The sequence below is a fragment of the Sediminibacterium sp. genome (assembly GCF_030695065.1).
In the GTDB taxonomy this organism is placed as follows: Bacteria; Bacteroidota; Bacteroidia; order Chitinophagales; family Chitinophagaceae; genus Sediminibacterium.
In genome coordinates this window covers 91,651-111,366 of the sequence record NZ_JAUYTR010000021.1, presented here as the reverse complement: position 1 = coordinate 111,366, position 19,716 = coordinate 91,651, and the positions used below count along the sequence as shown (strand labels likewise).

Genomic DNA, 19,716 nt, shown 5'->3' with positions numbered 1-19,716 from the left:
TTAACAACAAAAGACTATTTCGCTGAGATGAACTCGTTTACTTTGTCTTTGTGTATGATTTGCTCTTTGAAAGTGTATGCACCAGACTTAGGGCTACGAACGGCCTTAATTACTTTAGTCCAGTTCTTTGCTTCAGCTGCTGCTTTTAAGTCTTTTACTTTCGCGTTTTTGGAAGCTACTTTAGCCATGATTATTTGATTTCTTTATGAACGGTTACTTTTTTCAAAATTGGGTTGAATTTCTTCAATTCAATACGCTCAGGCGTATTCTTCTTGTTCTTGGTAGTAATATAACGACTTGTACCGGCTTGACCGCTGGTCTTATGCTCAGTGCATTCTAATATTACTTGAACCCTGTTACCTTTCTTTGCCATTTTATAGGTAGTTTACTGTGTTTAGTTAGATTTTAGCGCCGTTGGCCCTCATTTCTTTGATTACTGTACTAAGACCATTTTTATTAATGGTTCTGAGAGCATCCGTAGACACTTTCATTGTTACCCAACGATCTTCTTCTGCAAAGAAGAAACGCTTTTTTTGCAAATTAGGTAAGAAACGACGCTTGGTTTTAATGTTTGAGTGAGAAACACTGTTACCAACTATTGGCTTTTTACCGGTTATCTGACATACTCTTGCCATGACTCAAATGTTTTTTTCCGATTTTTTCGGACGGCAAAGGTAAGTAAATCCACCAAAATAACAAGAGTAAAAAAGGTTTTTTTCCTTTTTTTTCAAAATTAACCCTAAAACGGGCTATTCACCAACCTTTTATCAAGTGTGAAAGTTCCTTTAACAATTCTCATCACAGCCCCGAGCTCCTTAACATTTTTTGAACAAATAGCTTATAAACCGCTACAGTAGCTCATTTCAAGTGTGTTTGCAAAAACATGCTCACCGTATGCTTTACCGCTCATCTAAATACCCCCTATAGCTATGTAACCTATCACAATCAGCTTCGTCTGATATATGCAAGCAAGTAGTTTTGACTTGTAAAAATTAAATAACTAACACAAAATAAAACATTATGAAAAAGATTTTAATTGCAGCAGCAGTTTTAGTAAGCACCAGTAGCTTTGCTACCACAACAACCAGTTTAAACGATAAAGGCAACTTGAAAAGCCTATTGGGCAAGGTTTCCAATGTTCAATGGAAATCAGCAGCCAATTTTGAAAAAGCAAGTGTAGTAGTAGAAGAACAAAAAGTAGAAGTATTTTACAATCAAGAAGGTGATTTAATTGGAACCACTCGTTACCAAGATTTTGATAAGCTTCCTAAAAATGCCATCAAAACAATTACAAGCAAGTACACATTCCCAGCATACAACTTAGAAGAGTGCATTGTTTTTACCAATGGTTACAATGAGTCTACCTATTATGTATCTATGACAACTGAATCAGAATATTTGGTTTTAGCCATCACTGAATATGGAGAAGTAAGCTTTTTTTCTAATTCAAGAAAGTAGTTCGCAGCGCAATATGGTTTAAGAAGAGCGGCCGCTCCCAAAAGGGGCGGCTGTTTATTTAGGGAAACTGATCTTTCCCATTGTTACTGCAGGAATACCTGCTTTGCCAGCGCCAATTTCAAGCACACCACCAGCCACATGTTCATTCGCAAGAACGGCAAATAAGACAGCTTCTTTTGCATCGGGATGAATTTGCAACGCATCGGTAGTAAAAAAAGTAGACTCGGGTAAAGCCGCTTTAATATGCTGCATAATCATTGGATTATGCATCCCTCCACCGCTGCTATAAATGGATAATTTTTTGTGCCCAATCATCTCCTGTCCCTTTTGAATAGCTGCTACTATAGTTTGTGCAGTGAGTCTATTTAACGTAGCCATTGTATCGTACACAGTAATTCCTTTTTGTTCAGCTGCTACTATTGCTTTTTCTAAATAATCAAGGTTGAACAATTCAGGTCCGGTAGTTTTTGGAAAGGGTTTCTCAAAAAACTCATCTTTTAATAATACTTTTAATAATGCATTATTAACTGTTCCTTGCAATGCTATAGCAGCATCTTTATCGTAAGGCAAATCAAAATGTTTTTGAGCCAACTGATCCATCAATGTATTCCCCGGACCAGTATCGGTACTAAAAATTTTGGAAGCGTCTAAATTCCCAGGTAAAAAAGTATAGTTGGCAATTCCGCCAATATTTAACATGATCCGGTCTTCGCCCTTTTTGCTAAAAATAAAATAATCTCCATATACTGCTAGTGGTGCACCTTCTCCCCCTGCAGCAATATGTTTTTGCCTGAAATCGCTAATAGTAATGATGCCCGTTTTAACCGCAATATGATCCCCATCTCCAATTTGCAAAGTGCCGTTTCCAAATTGAGGATGGCCATGTAAAATTTTAGGGGCATGATAAACCGTTTGCCCATGACTGGCAATTAAATCTATTTCGGAGGGATCAATCCCCCAACTTTTCAAAGTAGCTAAAATAATGGAAGCATGTTTTTCACCAACCCATGGATTTAATAAACACAACTGTTCAAAATCAACGATTTTTTTAGAAAAAATAGACCTGATGGAATTTTTAAATGCTTCTTCAAATGGAACTGTTGTAAATTTTTTCAATACCACTTCGGTTTCCATCCCACTTCCACCAATTTCGCATAATGCAATATCCAAACCGTCCAATGAAGTGCCACTCATTAACCCAATAATGGTCCTTTTTTTAGCAGCCCCCATACGGGCTAATTGAGCAATATATTGGTTCATGCCTAATAATTTTACCTAAAATACGCAAATAGCCGCAAAGAATACTGCCGATTACGCAATATTCTGCAAACTTCCTCCCTTGGCAAAAATTCGATCAATGCGTTTTTCAACAGCAGGGTCTTTTTCTACTGGAGGTGCATGATGGGGTTTAATTCTTGCATCAATCACCAATGGACCTTCACAACCCCAATGCTTATTCACCACTGACTCTTTAATCCCATGCATATCATGTGAAGGATTGCAACGGGTATAAGTTACCCATAAATAATTACGCATATTGGCAGCAACAAACTCAGCATCATCACAAACAACAATGATGGCTATTCCTTTTAACTGACCAACTGCCTCATGCAACTGGTAGTTCAGCATTTTCATTTCCTCTTTCACTGTTGCATAATCAGCAAAAGGTTTTGTTTTTAGTGCAATCACGCCTGGCATTACGATCTTTGGATTTTCGAATTGCACAAGTCCATTTAAAACAGAAGGCACTTCAATAGCTAATTCACGAATAGGTTCTCCATATGCAGCCAATACCACTTTACTTCCTGAATTTAATCCAGTGCCAGAATAATCTAAAGTATCAATGGTGGTGTTGGTATAAAAATGAATATCTCTTTGCAGGTTAATTCTTTCTAAAACATATTTCATGAAATTGAACACATGGTGTGCTTTCAATTGATTGGTATCGTCTGCTGCAATAAATAAAAACTTGGCCAAACTCAATTGCCCTGTTCCCAAAACATGATTAGCAATAGTTAACAATTCGGCGGGTTGTTTAGTGGGTGTATAGGGAGTATAGCGCTCGCTTCCCACAGCTAATAACAAAGGGTGAACACCCGCAGCATCTACTGCGTGTACTTCTTTTAAGCCAGGTACTTCTTGCGGAATAGCGGCCCCAGTAATTTCATGAATTAACTCCCCAAAACTGGTATCTTCTTGTGGAGGTCTTCCAACCACGGTGAAAGACCAGATTGCATCTTTTTTGGCATAAACTTTATGCACTTTCATCAAGGGAAAATCGTGTTGTAAACTATAATAACCCAAATGATCGCCAAATGGGCCTTCAGGCTTGTTTTCACCGGGGAACACTTCCCCTGTAATAACAAAGTCTGCGTCGGTGCTAATACAATACCCATCTTCATAGGTATATCGGAATCTTCTACCACCTAATACACCAGCAAAAGTCATTTCGCTAATGCCTTCGGGCAATGGCATTACGGCCGATAAAGTATGCGAAGGTGGACCACCCACAAAGCAACTTACTTTTAATGGAAGCCCTTTTGCATTCGCCTTGGTTTGATGCACCCCAATTCCCCTATGTAATTGATAATGCAAACCTATTTCTTTGTCTTTAATATAATTGTTCCCATTTAGCTGTATCCGATACATGCCTAAATTAGACTTCATTATGCCTGGCTGATCAATGTCTTCTGTATAAACTTGCGGTAAGGTTACAAATGCACCTCCATCCATTGGCCAATGTTGAATCAAGGGTAAATCACTAATGTTAATTTCTTCGTACATCACTGGCTTAGTCCATGGATTTTTTAATGGCAAGGCTTTTAATGCAGCCAAAGCAGCAGATGCATTTTGCAAGGGAGATTTAATGGCTTTGATTGGATCATTTTTTAATTCAATCAATTGTTGAACCGATGCAATGGTATCCCTAAAGATGAACTTTGATCTTTCTAGCGTGCCGAAAATATTGGATGCAGCCCTGAACTTACTCCCCTTCACATTTTCGAATAATAAAGCAGGTCCTTTGGCTTCATATACCCTTAAATGAATAGCTGCCATTTCTAAATAAGGATCAACTTCTTCTTTTATTCTAATCAATTGACCGTTTTTCTCTAGATCAATTAAACAGGCTTCGAGTGATGGATAGTTCATAATGTATTAACAAAGCTAAACAGCAAAAGTTGATATGCGAATAGTTTAAGTAAATTTGTACCATGACAAAGCTTAGTGTCAATATTAATAAATTAGCAACCCTTCGTAATAGCAGAGGTGGAAATAACCCCAATTTGGTAAAATCTGCCCTAGATATAGAGCAATTTGGTGCCGATGGAATCACGGTTCACCCCAGACCAGATGAGCGACATATTCGTTATGCCGATGTATACGATTTAAAAAAAGTATTGCATACCGAATTCAATATTGAAGGGAATCCAACTGAACAAAAATTTGTAGACCTGGTATTGGCTTCAAAGCCGGCACAAGTTACATTAGTACCCGATGCATTAGGACAATTAACGAGCAACCATGGATGGAATACCATTGAACACCAAGCATATTTGAAGACCACCATTGCGGTATTTAAAAATGCAGGTATTCGAGTATCTATTTTTGTAGACCCTGATGTTTCTATGGTAGAAGCTGCAGCAACTACAGGTACCGATCGTATTGAATTATACACAGAATCATATGCGCAGCAATTTGCTTTAGGAAATAAAGAACAGGCCATTGCCCCTTTTAAAGCAGCTGCAGAAGCAGCTAGATTATTGGGATTGGGATTGAATGCAGGTCATGATTTAGACAGATTTAATCTTGGCTATTTTAGTAAAGAAATACCTTGGCTAGACGAAGTGAGTATTGGACATGCATTAATTTGTGATGCTATTTATTTAGGTTTAGAAAATACAGTGCAATTATATAAAAGACAATTAACACATTAATAATTACAATATGAACAATCAACCTCAGGTAGGCATTATCATGGGAAGCGATAGCGATTTATCGGTAATGGAAGCAGCGGCATTTGTTTTACAAGAAATGGGTATCCCTTTTGAATTAACTGTTGTATCTGCACATAGAACCCCACAGAGAATGATAAACTATGCTTCCTCCGCTGCACACAGAGGTTTGAAAGTAATTATTGCAGGCGCGGGTGGTGCGGCGCATTTACCAGGAATGGTGGCATCTGTTACTACTTTACCAGTGATTGGTGTGCCCATTAAATCTTCTAACTCAATGGATGGGTGGGATTCTGTTTTATCAATTCTACAAATGCCCAATGGGGTTCCTGTTGCTACAGTAGCACTGAATGCTGCAAAAAATGCAGGACTATTAGCAGCTCAAATTATTGGTGCTTTTGATGCAAGCATTGCTACTAAAATAGCCAACTACAAAACAGATATGAAACATGCTGTTGAAGAAAAAGCTGCAGGCATGAAGTCTAAATGGCCGAACCTTTTTGATCAGTAAAAAAAGGAACGGATTAAAATTAGAAAGGAACGGATTAGCTCGCTGCGCTCGCTGATTACCGAATATTTGGTCTTACTCAAAGCCTCCACATCGCTTTCAGCGATGTAGGCTTTTTTATTTGGTTCACTTTGGCAAACAAGTTTGCCACGTTACCCAAACAAAAAAGCCTCTCCGAAAATTCAGAGAGGCTTTGTGCCCCGGAACGGAGTTGAACCGTTACTCGCGTTGCGGCGAACAGGATTTTAAGTCCTGCGTGTCTACCAATTCCACCACCGGGGCTGCCATGAAAAAATCCCGACCCAATAAGAGCGGGATTTTTTTGGAGCGGAAGACCGGGCTCGAACCGGCCACCCCGACCTTGGCAAGGTCGTGCTCTACCAAATGAGCTACTTCCGCGGTTTGTAAGAACTAAATTGGGAGTGCAAAAATAGCAATCTCTAGTTCATAACAAAATTTTTTTTAGACTATTTATACTCAGGCTTGTATTTAGAGCTGCTTTGTACTTCTACTTTTGGTTTTCCCTTGTAGCGTTGGTTGTACATACGGTAACAACCGCCTAATACAAAAGCTAGAATGCAAAATACTTGTAGATAAAATAAGAATCTGGATGAATTCACCCAATTAGTCTTAATGTCTTTTTCTTTGTGTTCTAATATTTCCTGTGACATAGTAGATTATTGCTTTGCAAAAATAGGGTATGCAACTAAAATTATCATCCCTTTGTGGATATAATTTCTAGAAAACGTTTTTTATTCCGAACAAAATAGTTCCAAACAACCGACCCAGAGTAGACTCCATGCAGTTCCCGCATAGGTTTCCTCACTTTAGGGGTGCTTATATAACGGGTAAAAAACCACCAACTAAAAGCAAAATGAGCTTTCATGATAGCAGTAAAAAAATAGAAATCGCCTGTAAATAATCCCTTCCAAGCAGAAATAGCATCCAAGAAAAAACGGAAAGGAAGTTTCCAAATCAATTCATTGAATGGCAAATTTTTAGCCAACATGATTAGGTTATTCCTGAAATTCAAGAATACTTTACGACCACCTCTAGGCAGTGTACCACCGCCTACATGAAAAACTTCTGATGAAGGACAAGCCATTATTTTATACCCAGCCAATTGCATTCTCCAACACAAATCAATTTCTTCTTGATGTGCAAAAAAATAAGGGTCGAAACCTTTCATTTCATGGTACACTGAAGCCCGCACAAACATAGCCGCACCCGAAGCCCAAAATATTTTTTCGGCACCATCAAATTGCCCGTTATCGGTTTCACAAATATCAAAAACCCTACCGCGAGAAAATGGATACCCTAAAAAATCAATCCACCCACCTGCAGCACCCGCATATTCAAATAAATCTGGTTCATGAAAAGAACGCATTTTTGGTTGAGCTGCAGCAATGGATTTATCCTGTTCCATTAAATCAATTACAGGATTAATCCAATCATTGCTCACTTGAACATCTGAGTTCAGTAAAACATAATAATCGGCTTCTACCCTTTGCAAAGCCCAATTATACCCACCAGCAAACCCCTCATTGGTATGATGATCCAAAATTTGAATATGCGGGTAGTTGGCTTGTACAAATGCAATTGAATCATCCGTAGAGCCGTTGTCTGCAACTATAATACGAATATTCAAATAATCAGTAGCCATCACCGAAGGCAAAAATTGCTCAAGGTGCTTTTTACCATTATAATTTAATATTACTACAGCAACGGATGGGGTCAAAATTGGTATTTTGGCGAAAGTACAATCAAAATGGTTAACTATTTAGTCCCCAATTAATTAAAGCACGCACTTCCCTAGGAACCGTTTGCACCCGCTCCTTAGAAGCTTTATGCGCCAATCTTACGATGATCATTTTCTTAGAAGGGATTACAATGATATACTGACCCAGTATGCCTCTTGCATAAAAAATTTCAGGATGTTGTGGATCAAGCCACCACTGAAACCCATAATAATTGCATTCCAATCCTTTTTCATCTTTAATATTACAAGCCGTTATTGATTGCTTCCAATATGCACTATCAATAACCGGCACTCCATCAATTTTTCCAGAATCGAGCATAAACTTTCCAATTCGACCAAAATCTCTGGCATTGGTATTAAAGCAACAAAATGATTTGGTATTGCCATTTGAGCCATCAGTACTCCACAATGCATCACGACTTGCCCCCATGGGTTGCCATAATTTTTCAGCAGCATATTCACTTAATTTTTTGCCCGTCACTTTTTCTAAAATAAGCCCTAGTAGCTGGGTGTCGCCGCTTTTATATTTATGTAAACTACCAGGCTGATTAAGCATTTTTACTTCAGTTGCGGTTTTGTTTAAATCGTTACCGTAGTATGCTTCAGCAGTCACCGCCAAAGGATTCCAGTAACTTTCATTCCAATTGGTGCCGCTACTCATGGTCAGTAAATCTTTTATCTTAACTGCAGCTTTATCTCCAATTGCAAAGGCTGGAATAAAATCACCTACTGGCTGATCCACCGATTTAATCTTCCCTTCTTTAATGGCAGCACCAATAAGTATGCTAGTAATACTTTTTGCAACAGAAAACGAACCCGATAAAGAGCTATCACTGTAGCCATCCCAATATTTTTCAAATAAAATCGAATCATTTTTAATCATCAATACACCTACCGTTCTTAACTCTTCTAATAAACTATTCAAGCTATCTGGGTAAGCTTGTTTATTGTATTGATTTGCTAAAGGCCAAGGCTTCACTACTTTGGCTTTGGCCACTTTATTGTTTTCAAAAATGGTATAATCGTCAATGGCAGAAAAATTATAATAAGCTGCCTTAAATAAATAGGACTTATCAAATAGTACTGCATAAGCAGAAAAAGCGCCCAGTATTACCACTAGTACAATAAAAAGCATTTTTAATAACCGCATAAAGATGAATTTGAGATTGAATATAATTAATTATCTTGCATCTATGCTAAACATGCATTTTCTACATTTCAACTTAGATTTCCTAGACCATCCTGTGGGTACTAGATAACTTATTCTGAGCATTTAATTTTTTTATCTATAATTTTTTACCAATGGAAACTGCGAAATTATCGCCAGTTACAGCTGCCTATTTGCAATTAGAAGATCAATATGGCGCGCACAATTATCATCCCCTTCCTGTAGTGCTAGAAAAAGGCGAAGGTGTTTTTTTATGGGATGTTGAAGGCAAAAGATACTATGATTTCTTGAGTGGTTATTCTGCCGTAAACCAAGGGCATTGCCATCCACGTATTATTGAAAGCTTGATTGAACAAGCAAAAAAACTCACCCTTACTTCTCGTGCCTTTCACAATAACTTATTAGGTAAATACGAGCAATTTATTGCAGCATATTTTGGCTATGATAAAGTATTACCAATGAATACGGGTGTAGAAGGAGGAGAAACAGCCATCAAACTAGCACGAAGGTGGGCCTATACAAAAAAAGGGGTTGAAGAAAATAAAGCTAAAATCATTTTTGCTGAAGGCAATTTTTGGGGAAGGACACTGGCGGCTATTTCTTCATCAACCGATCCAAGTAGTTACCACCAGTTTGGTCCGTTTATGCCAGGCTTTGAATTAATACCATATAACGACACCATTGCATTAGAGAGAGCATTACAAGATCCAAATGTAGCAGCTTTTATGGTAGAACCTATTCAAGGTGAAGCAGGAGTGGTTATACCAGATGAAGGATACCTAACTAAAGTGCGTGCGTTATGTACCCAATACAATGTATTATTTATTGCAGATGAAATTCAAACAGGATTAGCCAGAACAGGTAAAATGTTGGCCTGCGACCATGAGGGCGTTAGACCAGATATTTTAATACTTGGGAAAGCCTTAAGCGGCGGTGTTTTACCTGTATCAGCAGTACTTGCCGACGACTTTATTATGATGAATATAAAGCCAGGAGAACATGGTTCAACTTATGGTGGAAACCCTTTGGCTTGTGCTGTGGCAATGAGTGCCTTAACTGTTATTAAAGAGGAAAAGCTTGATGAGAATGCAGAAGCTATGGGCCAACTCTTACGCAATGAATTAAGTAAGCTCAACTCCCCTTATATTAAAACCATTCGAGGAAAAGGATTACTCAATGCAATCGTAATTAATCATCCAAATTCAGAAGCTGCTTGGGACTTCTGCTTAATTTTAAAAGAAAAAGGGCTTTTGGCTAAACCAACTCACGGAGATAAAATTCGTTTTGCGCCTCCGTTGGTGATTAACAAAGCACAAATTTTGGAGTGTGTTGAAATTATTGCTGCTGCTTTGAAAGATCTATCTTAGGCAAAAACGACATAATCATAATAATGGCCGAGAAAGCAAGTAGGAGAAATAATCCTATTTGTTTTTTCGGACATTCTCCAGCTGAACAAGTAGTGAGTAATAAATAATTTCTTACTGCCCAGGCAAAAACCATGGCAGTCAAAAAAACATTGACTCTTTTAGCCCAAATTTTAGGTATTAAAAATAAAACGGCGGCTATACTCCCCATATAAACAATAAACATTCCAGGCCTACCAAATCGAGTGCCCTCTGCTTTAAATCCTGTGATGGTTAAATTTTTACTTTCAATAAATACCCAAGGCATAAAGCATACTAAAATGGCCAGTACAACAGCAATAAATCCAATGGTTTGAGAATGTTTCATTTTTTTAATTGTGCAGCAAAGTTAACTTAAAAGTCTTTCAGCAGTTTAATCTCATTTCTGTACAACAAAATACGCCCATCATTTTCCAATTGCTTTAACAATCTAGAAATAACCACTCTAGAAGTAGCCAATTCGTCTGCTATTAAATAATGGGATGCTTTAACCACACTGGACCCTGTTACCTGTTTCTTCTCACGTAGGTAAGCAATCAATCGCTCATCTAATTTATGAAAGGCAATAGACTCAATATTTTTCAGCAATTCTAAGAAACGCTCATTAAAACTGCGCATGATATAGTTCTTCCAACTAGGATACTTACACAACCATTCCTCTAGCTTAATATGTGGTATGGCTAGTAATTCAACATCTTCTTCTGCAATGGCTTTTACTTCACTCTTTTTTGCTTCCACACAGCAACTATATGCCATAGAACAACTTTCGTTGCTAGACAAATAGTATAATAATAATTCTTTGCCATTTTCATCTTTGCGCAACACTTTGATTGTGCCTTTTAAGATTAAAGGCATATAACGGATATACTTACCGTAATCCATAATCAAATCTCCTTCCTTGAATTGTCTTACTTCACCAAACTGGTACATTTCTGTTACCAACGCTGGTTCAAATATTGCATCAAATGGCGTCACATTTTTATTCATGCTTAAAAGTGATAGTTCAATACAAAGTTATATAGAAGCATGTTCACTTTATTCAATTCATATTTTGCTTGTTGGTAAGTTTCGCCTTGATTTAATTTTCCTACAATTAATAATTGCGCATCCATTCCTTGAAATAACCCAGCAAATGCATAACGTACATCTGCATTAACTTGAACATAAGAAGGCATCCCAAATTTATTCAGCACCGTATTAGTAACATCAGGCATTTTAAAATACCCCCCTGCCAAATTGAACTTCCATCTTTTCTGAGGGATTGCATACGCCGCTTTAGCAACTACCGCGTGTACGTCCCCAAAACCCTCATTTCGCTCTCTTGGCATGAAAGTAAAAAATGGATCTCTACCCCACTCTCTTGGCATTAAATACCGTCCTTCTTTTGTAATACGATTATAATTTAAAGAGAAATCCCAAATGGGTGTTTTATATCCAACCCTTGCTCCAAAACTAAAAGCACCATTGTCCTTTTCTATGAATCTTTTTGCAGGATCTTCATTACCTCCATCTTTTAATGCATGCTGTTTAACAGCTTGCAAAGAACCATAATACTGATGCCCCTTTTGTTGAGTAGGCAAGCTATAATCCAATTGCAATAATGCGGCATTAACAACTTTAGGAACCAATAAATTCCATGCATGCAATGTGGTGCTTGTTGAAATTTCACGATGAATACCTAATTGCACTAAATTACTCGCTTCAACATTACCTGGATAACCCGACTTAGTACCATCCGTATTAATTCCAGACGGATATATTCCCATTGATTCACCCACTCCATACCATTTTACTGTTCCCCGTGGTGAAATGGCATACAATAGCCCTCCTGCAATTTTTGTTTTTGGCAAATCATTTAATTCCATCCAAACTCCTTCTACACCAGTTGGACGCATACGACCATCCTGTAAATTAATAAAGGGGGTATTTATCAATTGTCGTCCAAAAATTATATGTGATTTCTTGAAATTGTATTTTAGATAAAATTCTTCTAACCGATCCAAATCCATTTTATTATGTGGATCTTCAATATCAAACAAAGTGGTTTCGTATCTACTTCCTAGGCCCGTTATAGGATCTTTTTTTGCTAGGTCTGATGAACCAATATTAAAAATATAAAAACCGCTTACGGCAAACTGAAATCCTTTAAACTTAGCCGTTTCAAATCTAATACCACCCCCAGCTGCATTGGCATAAAAATCAGTTAGCGCTTTTGCGTTATCAGTTGCCATAAAAAAATACCGAAAATGCCCATTCACAGTTCCCGATTTAAACGCATACAACAATGAACTAGTGTCTATCAAATTTTCTTGCTTACCCTTCCACATGTCGGGCTTTGTTGTAATTTCTTGGTGTTGAGAAAATGCGGTGGCAGAGCATAGCAATAATGCTATAGCTGAATATATAAAACGCATACGTGTTTATTTAATCATTAACGAAATTCATAATCCACTCCTGTAACTTGAGACAACAATGTATCTGGAGCATCCAGGATAATTGCATTTTTTTCAGGAGTGGGTGTTACAGGTGAATTCTTCTTCAAATAATCTAACATGGTACTATGCAGAGTATAAGGGGTATTCTGTGGGTTCTTTACATTACGCATTCTACACAACATATCATCAGGATCACCATCTCTCTCACAAGCGCAAATGGTATAGGTTTTATTGATATCTAATAGTGAGCTACCCACTTTAACCTCTTTCACTCTTTTACCTTTTTCTGCAAATGCTTCAAATTTAACTATCATCCCTTTAAACTTTATTACCCATCCCCCAAATCGTTCTACTGCATCTTTTGCAAAAACATTATTCAACTCTTTCTCTAACCAATCTACTATTTGTTTACCTGTTACTGCACCTGTTCTAACTGTGCTATCAACTGGAAGCATATCAAAAATAAAGCCCTCTGTAATGGGAATATTTCCTGTTGAATCGGGGGTTGTTCTTGGAGGACAAAACCTAAAGCCATTAGACAGAACAATATCGGTTTCTGGCAACTTCCATTTTAATGCATTGAGTATTAAAGTATCAATTGGATTTTCTACCACAAAATATCTATACAATGGAATGGTACTGTATCCTGCTATTTTATAAATTTGATTAGCAAAGGGTTGCTCATATTGATTTATTAAAACAGTCATATTTTTATCTGCTTTATAAACCGTTGCACTTACTTCATCTAAACTATAAATATCATCAATTAATTTTCCGTCTTTAAAACTCAATTGCAACTTCCCAACAAAAGAACCAAATGCACCAGGTTCTACCACTTTAGCATATTTGCAAACAATCGGTTTTCTAACTCGCTCATGAGTATCTCCGCCTAAAATATAATCTACACCAGCGCATTCAGGCTGATTGGCCAAATGCAATTGTTGAGATAAACCCAAATGAGCAATAACCATCACAGCAGCACATTGCTCCTGATTTCTCAATACATCTACATAATGTGCTAGATTTTCTTCTGGTTTAGTATAAATGATTCCCTTGCTATAATTAGGCGATTGTCTTATTGGAACCAATGGATCGGTATACCCAATGAATCCAATTTTAACACCATTGGAATGCCAAATATGGTAGGGAGGAAAAATCAATTCACCTTTTTTACCATCTCCTAAATCATGATACATATTGGCGCATACTTTGGGAGCATGTAAGGCCCCCAATAAAGTTTGCATCGCTTTCTTGTAATAAATTACTTCCCAATTTCCTGGTAAATACAAATCGTAATTTAATGCATTCAAAATGGGCACCATTGCTTTACCCAATGTTTTTACTGACAACTCACTTCCTTGAAACATATCCCCTGTATCAATTAAAAAACTATTGGGATTTTTCTTTTTTTCCTTTGCTAAATAAGTTGCTAAATGGGCGTACCCACCAGTTTTTCTAAAAACAGATTTCCCATTCTCCCAAAATAATTCGTCATGCGGATGAACTTGACAATGAACATCAGTAGTTTGTAAAATAGTTAAAGTAGTAGTGCCCTCTTCTGGAATAAAATCTTTTTCTAATTGATTCTCTACTGCGGCTGCCACATCACTCATCCCTGTTGCCGAAACCAATCCAACTCCACCCAATGCGCCAATTTGTTGTATGAACTTTCTTCTATTATTAGACATAGGAATTATTTTTTTGCTTTTTCTGCAATAGGTTTAAAGGGACCGTATTTATGTTGTTTTTCTGAAAAGGAGTCTGCGTAAGGACCAAAGGGATGATCTATCGGTTTTTTAGTTATATCAGGCCAATCCTTGGGAACTGCAATATGCGGACGTGATTGGGCTAACACATAAGCCGAAACATCCCAAGCTTCCTCATCTGTTAACTGTGGGTTTTCATGGATAACACCCAATGGCATATTGTATTTAATGTATTTTGCAAAGTTGGTAATTCGGTAAAGTCCTGCTCCATCGTTAAAACTATGTTTACCCCAAAGCGGCGGGAAACTAAATTCAATATTGTCTGGATTCAATACCCCTTCTCCATTGGCTTGGTGACAACTTTGGCATTTTGTTTCATAAACTAATTTCCCTTTCATAGGGTCTGCAGCTCGATCTAAAAAAGCCAAATCCTTTAATCCAGAACCAACTGCCTTCTCTCCTTTTGGAACATTAGATCCAATATGATTAATATAGGCAACAATAGCTTGCATTTCTTTACTTGAAGAATCTAAAGCTTTGCCATTTAAACTACGTTCAAAACAATCATTCACTCTTTTGTAAATATTTTCTGAAGTACCACTTCTTGCCCTAAACTTTGGATAAGTAGAAGCAACCGATCCAAAGTTATTGCCGAACGCTATGGTGCCAGCTTGCAAATGACAGTTTTGACAGTTTTGCCCATTGGTAATTTGTAAAACAGATCCGTTAGGCCCTAAATATTTAGCAGTATGTGCAATTAATTCTCTACCGTAATAAACTTGATCCCTTAAAGCAGGATCTGCCACCGCATCCATTGCTTTGGGTTGCCAGAACGCACTAGCAGTTGATTCTTTTGAAGCCTCATCCGCTTTTTTTGTATCGGGAAATGATGGTGTTACTGCCTTTGGATTGGCCGGCTTAAACCAACTTGAAATTGTATCTGCATTATAAATCACCAGCGGCAATAAAACAATAAATGCAACAAGCACTATAATCAAGTTCAGCATTCGCTGAATCATTTTAATTAATCCTTGCTCTTTATTGTTTGGTTGATTGGTTTCCATTGTAAGTTGTATATTAAATTAATGAGGGAGCTTTTTCATAAAAACACCGTACAAGTAGGTACCTACAATAGCAAAAAAGAATACAACTATCATAGATAAAAAACCATAGCCAATATTCACTACCATTGGACCAGGGCAAGCGCCACTTAAAGCCCATCCTAATCCAAATATGGTTCCACCAATTAAGTAGCGGGCAATAGATTTATCCTTAGGGAAAAACGTGATTGGGTTACCATGAAAATCCCTGATATTGAATTTCTTAATCAAAGCAACACCAATTACACCAAGCGTTACAGCTGTTCCAATAATTCCATACATATGGAATGCTTGAAAACGGAACATTTCTTGAATTCTAAACCAAGAAATGGCTTCAGATTTTGCCATTACTATTCCGAATACGATTCCCAACAATAAAAATTTAATGAATTTCATTATTTAAAAAATTAAAGGCATGATTAAATAAGTCATTGCTAGTCCTCCAATAAAAAATCCGATGACTGCAATTAAAGACGGGAATTGTAAATTAGATAAGCCGCTTATGGCGTGTCCTGATGTACATCCTCCTGCATAGCGTGAGCCAAATCCAACCATTAAACCACCGAATGCTAATATTAAAAAGCCTTTCAAACTAAATACAGCTTCTAAACCAAATAATTCATTTGGTTGTAAAGACTCAGGAGCTGCAATACCCAATTTGCTCAAATCATTAATAGTTGCTGCTGAAATATCAACAGGACCGCCTTGAGATAAAAATTGGGAAGCAATATAACCACCAATAATGGACCCAATTAAAAAGACAATATTCCAAGTTTGTGCTTTCCAGTTAAAATCGAAGAACTTGGTTTTCTTGCCTAATCCAGCTGCTGCACAAATAGTGCGCAAATTAGAAGAGAATCCAAATGATTGTCCAAAATATAAAAGGAAAAACATAATGCTGGCAATCATGGCCCCAGAGAACCACCATGCCCAGGTTTGGGTAATTAATTCGCGCATATGAATAAGATATTATTTTAGGTGAAAAGAAATGATTGGTTTAAATAAATGGTTGATTAACTTTTCTGTAGCACTTTGGTGAAGCATCCCTCCTTTTCCATGTGTACCTATACAAATCATATCCATATTGTTCATTTGATTAAAATGAATCACCCCATTCTCAACATCTTTATCGTTAATAATATGGCATTCAAATTTTGCAATTGAATTTAAATTAGCAAACTGCTGCATATTCAATTCAATTGCTGCTTTAACTGCAACAACTTCGCCTGAAACAATTTGTAACAAATGCAATGTTGGATTAAATGCTTTCAAAATCTTATGCATTAAATGTAAATTCTCTGAAGCAGGCTTTGAAAAATCGTGTACCAATAATAAATGATTAATGGTTAAATCGGAGCGATCACACATTAATGACAAAACAGGAATAGTTGATTTACGAGCAACCATTTGTGTGGCAGTTCCAGATAACTTCTCTTTTAAGCCCCATGCTCCTTTTGTTCCCATTACAACTAAATCCATTTTTGCAGATGAAGCATAATCTACAATAGCATCAGTTGTTTTACCCAATAACAAGTGGGTATTTATTGCTGAGCCATATAGATTTTTCAAATTTGCCAATTTTCTTTCGGCTATTTCTTTTTGTTTTTCTACATAAGCCACATCAATTTCACCACAGGTACTGATATTACCTGCTGTATCCATTGTAACTGTATCTGGCACAGATAATACGTGTAAAAAATGAATTTCAGTATTGATTTTTTCATCTAACTTTTTTACCATTAAATAGGCAAATTCTGATTGAACTGAAAAATCAGTGGGTATTAAAATTTTCAAGGTTTCCATTTTCATTATTTAGGTTAGTGAACAAATTGGGCTACATTTTGCCAAGTACCACCATTAATTACATTTTTAAAACCTTGTTGCTCTAACAATGATTTGGCCATTCCACTCCTATTTCCACTTCTACAAAAAACTATAATATTTTTCTTGTCACGGAATTTTGCAATTTCCTTTGTAATGTTATCAAGTGGAATATTGACTGACCCCTTAACATTTCCATCTGCAAACTCACCTGGAGTTCTTACATCTACTAAAAAAGCGCCTTCCTCAATAACAGATTTTAAATCTACAGAAGGCCCCCCTCCAAATAATTGACTAAATATACTCATGGCTTTATTTATTTAAATTGTTGTAAAATATTTACTAATCCAGCTTTAGGAACAACTCCGCTTTGTCTCCAAACGGCTTGTCCTTTTTTAAATACAATTAAAGTAGGTACACCTTGCACCTGGTAAGCAGCTGCAGCTTGTGGATTCTTGTCTACATCTACTTTTATAATGGTTATCTCGTCTCCTAAACTGTCTTTAACTTCTTTCAAAATTGGCGACATCATTTTACATGGGCCACACCATTCTGCAAAAAAATCTACTAAAACTGGTTTATCTGATTGTATCATTTCATTAAATGTCATAACACTAAATTTTATTGATTAGCCGTTTTTGTTTTTTCTTCTTTTTTGAACATCCCCAGCAGTAATGCGCCCATCATTGCCCCATACAACGTACTATTTAAAGGCTTTGAAGTAATGGCACAGGTTCCTGAGTCGCAACCAATTTGTTGCCAATAAATATACCCTGCAATAGCGCCTAATAAAGACCCTATCAGGTAAAGCTTATTATTATTTAACCACTTCTTCATAACTGATCTCCTCTGTAGTTTTTGTTGTTTTTTTAACTGGTGTATAACATCCCCCTGTTCCGCAACAACCTGTATTAAATAAGGCCATGATGGTGAATAAAAAACCTGCCACCCCAAATACTGCATCTTTATTAGCAATTGCCTGAACTATAATTGCTATTCCTGCCAATAAGCGAACAATGCGCATAAAACTCCAATTGTTAAACAATACTTCCTTCATAATCTATTTATATAACTGAATACAAATGTAGAATAGCAAAATGGCCAAATTGGTAACAAAGGTTACACAGCTGGCATGCACTCCTGAGAACGCCAAAACAGCTTTAACGTGCAACACATTCTTAAATTAGCAACTATTCCTGCTCCAGCTGTTATAGCTGCAACGGAATACAATGCCCAATTTAACCCCATCCAATCTGCCAAAAAACCACTTAATAAAGCGCCAATCACATACCCGCCATCCCTCCAAAATCTAAAAACGCCCATTACTTCAGCCCTTTGGGTTGGGTGTGCGTTTTCTGCAACAATGGTCAAGAAATTGGGGTATACCAAACCAGTACCCAACCCCAATAAAACGGCGGCTATAATTGCCCCGGTAAAAGAAGAAAATACAACCAATAAAACAATTGCCAATGCTTGCAATAACATACCCATTGTTATCAATTGTTTTTTACAAAGAAGATCCCCCATTTTTCCAGTAAATAATTGAGATACCCCCCATACCATTGGATAGATACCAGCTACTATACCCACTTGTTCAATTGTAAAAGACCTTTGAACTAATAATAGTGGTACTAAACCCCACATTACTCCATCATTTAAATTATTGACTAAACCATTTAGGGTAACTGAACCTAAATTTCGGTGCTTCCAACTCGTAGCTGCCCAGATATTTTTTAACAATGGAATAGTACTATGGGTTGTTTCTGAATGAATAAATGTAGCAGTGTCTTTAACCCAGAATAGAGAAATAACCAAACCCGCAAATACAAATAATAAACCTGGAATAAAAGGATAAAATGCATATCCATAATGCGAAGCAATTTGCGCAGAAAGATAAGCAGCCAACCCTACAGATAAGTATCCAGCAAATTCATTAATTCCCATGGCCAGCCCCCTATTCTTACTTCCCACTAAATCTATTTTCATTACTACTGTAGTGCTCCAAGTAAGCCCTTGACTAATTCCCAAAAAAATATTGGCTACAATAATCCAGTTCCAATGATTGGCATACAATAATATAAAGGGAACCGGTGAAGCAATTAACCAACCTGCCACCAATATTTGTTTGCGAGTAAATTTTCGAGATAGAATCCCTACTGCATAATTACTAATTGCTTTGCTGATTCCAAAAGCTACAATAAAACTTGTTAATGCAGTTGCAGCAGATAAAGAGAATACCGTTTTACCAAACTCAGGCAAAATTGACCGCTCCATCCCTACCATTGCGCCTACAAAAGCATTTACCAATACCAATAATAGAAACTGGGTTTTATTTTCTTTTAGTCCTTGCATATTGGAGTAATAGAAAGCAAGGTAGAATTTTTAGGTTGTCTATTTGGTAACAA

The 19,716-nt window shown here is 37.0% G+C and carries 25 protein-coding genes and 2 tRNA genes; 4 read left to right on the top strand and 23 right to left on the bottom strand.

Annotation, left to right across the window (positions count from 1 at the left end; all coding sequences use genetic code 11):
• Nucleotides 1-14 precede the first annotated feature (14 nt).
• Genes Q8S25_RS10160 through rpmB form a run of 3 tightly spaced genes read right to left on the bottom strand, consistent with a single transcriptional unit; the run spans nt 15 to nt 635 of the window.
• On the bottom strand, nt 15-188 hold the full coding sequence (locus Q8S25_RS10160) for a DUF4295 family protein (protein ID WP_295189174.1): 174 nt from the start codon (nt 186-188) through the stop codon (nt 15-17).
• A gap of 2 nt (nt 189-190) precedes the next feature.
• Complete coding sequence (gene rpmG, locus Q8S25_RS10155) at nt 191-373, bottom strand: 50S ribosomal protein L33 (protein WP_295189178.1); 183 nt, start codon at nt 371-373, stop codon at nt 191-193.
• A 25-nt stretch (nt 374-398) separates the two neighbouring features.
• The gene (rpmB, locus tag Q8S25_RS10150; RefSeq protein ID WP_295189181.1) at nt 399-635 is read right to left on the bottom strand and encodes a 50S ribosomal protein L28; all 237 of its coding nucleotides are present in this window, start codon (nt 633-635) and stop codon (nt 399-401) included.
• A gap of 385 nt (nt 636-1,020) precedes the next feature.
• Between rpmB and Q8S25_RS10145 the strand changes: the two genes are divergently transcribed.
• Nucleotides 1,021-1,458 (top strand): hypothetical protein, encoded by a 438-nt coding sequence (locus Q8S25_RS10145; RefSeq protein ID WP_305537357.1) that lies wholly within the window; start codon nt 1,021-1,023, stop codon nt 1,456-1,458.
• 54 nt (nt 1,459-1,512) lie between these two features.
• On the opposite strand, the gene Q8S25_RS10140 is transcribed toward Q8S25_RS10145, so the two are convergent.
• Nucleotides 1,513-2,718 carry an anhydro-N-acetylmuramic acid kinase gene (locus Q8S25_RS10140; RefSeq protein WP_305537355.1) on the bottom strand — a complete coding sequence of 402 codons (1,206 nt, stop codon included), beginning with the start codon at nt 2,716-2,718 and terminating at the stop codon, nt 1,513-1,515.
• A 51-nt stretch (nt 2,719-2,769) separates the two neighbouring features.
• On the bottom strand, nt 2,770-4,608 hold the full coding sequence (locus Q8S25_RS10135; RefSeq protein ID WP_305537353.1) for a UbiD family decarboxylase: 1,839 nt from the start codon (nt 4,606-4,608) through the stop codon (nt 2,770-2,772).
• A gap of 62 nt (nt 4,609-4,670) precedes the next feature.
• Here Q8S25_RS10135 and Q8S25_RS10130 point away from each other — a divergent pair, with 62 nt between their 5' ends.
• Nucleotides 4,671-5,393 (top strand): pyridoxine 5'-phosphate synthase, encoded by a 723-nt coding sequence (locus tag Q8S25_RS10130; protein WP_305537351.1) that lies wholly within the window; start codon nt 4,671-4,673, stop codon nt 5,391-5,393.
• 10 nt (nt 5,394-5,403) lie between these two features.
• Nucleotides 5,404-5,922 (top strand): 5-(carboxyamino)imidazole ribonucleotide mutase, encoded by a 519-nt coding sequence (purE, locus tag Q8S25_RS10125; RefSeq protein WP_305537349.1) that lies wholly within the window; start codon nt 5,404-5,406, stop codon nt 5,920-5,922.
• A 193-nt stretch (nt 5,923-6,115) separates the two neighbouring features.
• Here the strand turns inward: purE and Q8S25_RS10120 are convergent.
• From Q8S25_RS10120 to Q8S25_RS10100, 5 genes are all read right to left on the bottom strand, one after another.
• Nucleotides 6,116-6,201: transfer RNA gene (locus Q8S25_RS10120), tRNA-Leu, on the bottom strand.
• Nucleotides 6,202-6,242: 41 nt separating this feature from the next.
• Nucleotides 6,243-6,318 (bottom strand) — tRNA-Gly (locus Q8S25_RS10115).
• Nucleotides 6,319-6,386: 68 nt separating this feature from the next.
• A complete protein-coding gene (locus tag Q8S25_RS10110) occupies nt 6,387-6,590 on the bottom strand; it encodes a hypothetical protein (RefSeq protein ID WP_295232845.1) in 204 nt (67 codons plus the stop codon).
• Between the two features lie 44 nt (nt 6,591-6,634).
• A complete protein-coding gene (locus tag Q8S25_RS10105) occupies nt 6,635-7,657 on the bottom strand; it encodes a glycosyltransferase family 2 protein (protein ID WP_305537346.1) in 1,023 nt (340 codons plus the stop codon).
• Nucleotides 7,658-7,691: 34 nt separating this feature from the next.
• Complete coding sequence (locus Q8S25_RS10100; protein WP_305537344.1) at nt 7,692-8,828, bottom strand: serine hydrolase; 1,137 nt, start codon at nt 8,826-8,828, stop codon at nt 7,692-7,694.
• A 152-nt stretch (nt 8,829-8,980) separates the two neighbouring features.
• Here Q8S25_RS10100 and rocD point away from each other — a divergent pair, with 152 nt between their 5' ends.
• Nucleotides 8,981-10,213, top strand: coding sequence for an ornithine--oxo-acid transaminase (rocD, locus tag Q8S25_RS10095; protein WP_305537342.1), 1,233 nt, complete (start codon nt 8,981-8,983; stop codon nt 10,211-10,213).
• Here rocD and Q8S25_RS10090 read toward each other — a convergent pair.
• From Q8S25_RS10090 to Q8S25_RS10030, 13 genes are all read right to left on the bottom strand, one after another.
• The gene (locus Q8S25_RS10090; protein ID WP_305537340.1) at nt 10,182-10,577 is read right to left on the bottom strand and encodes a hypothetical protein; all 396 of its coding nucleotides are present in this window, start codon (nt 10,575-10,577) and stop codon (nt 10,182-10,184) included. The genes rocD and Q8S25_RS10090 overlap by 32 nt on opposite strands.
• Before the next feature lie 26 nt (nt 10,578-10,603).
• On the bottom strand, nt 10,604-11,236 hold the full coding sequence (locus Q8S25_RS10085) for a Crp/Fnr family transcriptional regulator (RefSeq protein ID WP_305537338.1): 633 nt from the start codon (nt 11,234-11,236) through the stop codon (nt 10,604-10,606).
• A gap of 2 nt (nt 11,237-11,238) precedes the next feature.
• On the bottom strand, nt 11,239-12,663 hold the full coding sequence (locus Q8S25_RS10080) for an OprD family outer membrane porin (protein WP_305537336.1): 1,425 nt from the start codon (nt 12,661-12,663) through the stop codon (nt 11,239-11,241).
• Nucleotides 12,664-12,680: 17 nt separating this feature from the next.
• A complete protein-coding gene (locus Q8S25_RS10075; protein WP_305537334.1) occupies nt 12,681-14,372 on the bottom strand; it encodes a bifunctional UDP-sugar hydrolase/5'-nucleotidase in 1,692 nt (563 codons plus the stop codon).
• Nucleotides 14,373-14,377: 5 nt separating this feature from the next.
• On the bottom strand, nt 14,378-15,454 hold the full coding sequence (locus tag Q8S25_RS10070) for a c-type cytochrome (protein WP_305537332.1): 1,077 nt from the start codon (nt 15,452-15,454) through the stop codon (nt 14,378-14,380).
• 18 nt (nt 15,455-15,472) lie between these two features.
• Nucleotides 15,473-15,886 carry a DUF6691 family protein gene (locus tag Q8S25_RS10065; RefSeq protein WP_305537330.1) on the bottom strand — a complete coding sequence of 138 codons (414 nt, stop codon included), beginning with the start codon at nt 15,884-15,886 and terminating at the stop codon, nt 15,473-15,475.
• Between the two features lie 3 nt (nt 15,887-15,889).
• Nucleotides 15,890-16,447, bottom strand: coding sequence for a YeeE/YedE family protein (locus Q8S25_RS10060; protein ID WP_305537328.1), 558 nt, complete (start codon nt 16,445-16,447; stop codon nt 15,890-15,892).
• Nucleotides 16,448-16,459: 12 nt separating this feature from the next.
• A complete protein-coding gene (locus Q8S25_RS10055) occupies nt 16,460-17,293 on the bottom strand; it encodes a universal stress protein (protein ID WP_305537326.1) in 834 nt (277 codons plus the stop codon).
• A gap of 14 nt (nt 17,294-17,307) precedes the next feature.
• Nucleotides 17,308-17,619 (bottom strand): rhodanese-like domain-containing protein, encoded by a 312-nt coding sequence (locus tag Q8S25_RS10050; RefSeq protein WP_305537324.1) that lies wholly within the window; start codon nt 17,617-17,619, stop codon nt 17,308-17,310.
• Between the two features lie 8 nt (nt 17,620-17,627).
• The gene (trxA, locus tag Q8S25_RS10045; protein ID WP_305537322.1) at nt 17,628-17,921 is read right to left on the bottom strand and encodes a thioredoxin; all 294 of its coding nucleotides are present in this window, start codon (nt 17,919-17,921) and stop codon (nt 17,628-17,630) included.
• Nucleotides 17,922-17,932: 11 nt separating this feature from the next.
• Nucleotides 17,933-18,148 (bottom strand): DUF6132 family protein, encoded by a 216-nt coding sequence (locus Q8S25_RS10040; protein ID WP_305537320.1) that lies wholly within the window; start codon nt 18,146-18,148, stop codon nt 17,933-17,935.
• Entirely contained in the window at nt 18,129-18,368 is a 240-nt protein-coding gene (locus tag Q8S25_RS10035) for a hypothetical protein (protein WP_305537318.1), read from the bottom strand. Before Q8S25_RS10035 ends, Q8S25_RS10040 begins: the two co-directional genes overlap by 20 nt.
• 62 nt (nt 18,369-18,430) lie before the next feature.
• Nucleotides 18,431-19,663, bottom strand: coding sequence for an MFS transporter (locus tag Q8S25_RS10030; protein WP_305537316.1), 1,233 nt, complete (start codon nt 19,661-19,663; stop codon nt 18,431-18,433).
• Between the last annotated feature and the right edge of the window lie 53 nt (nt 19,664-19,716).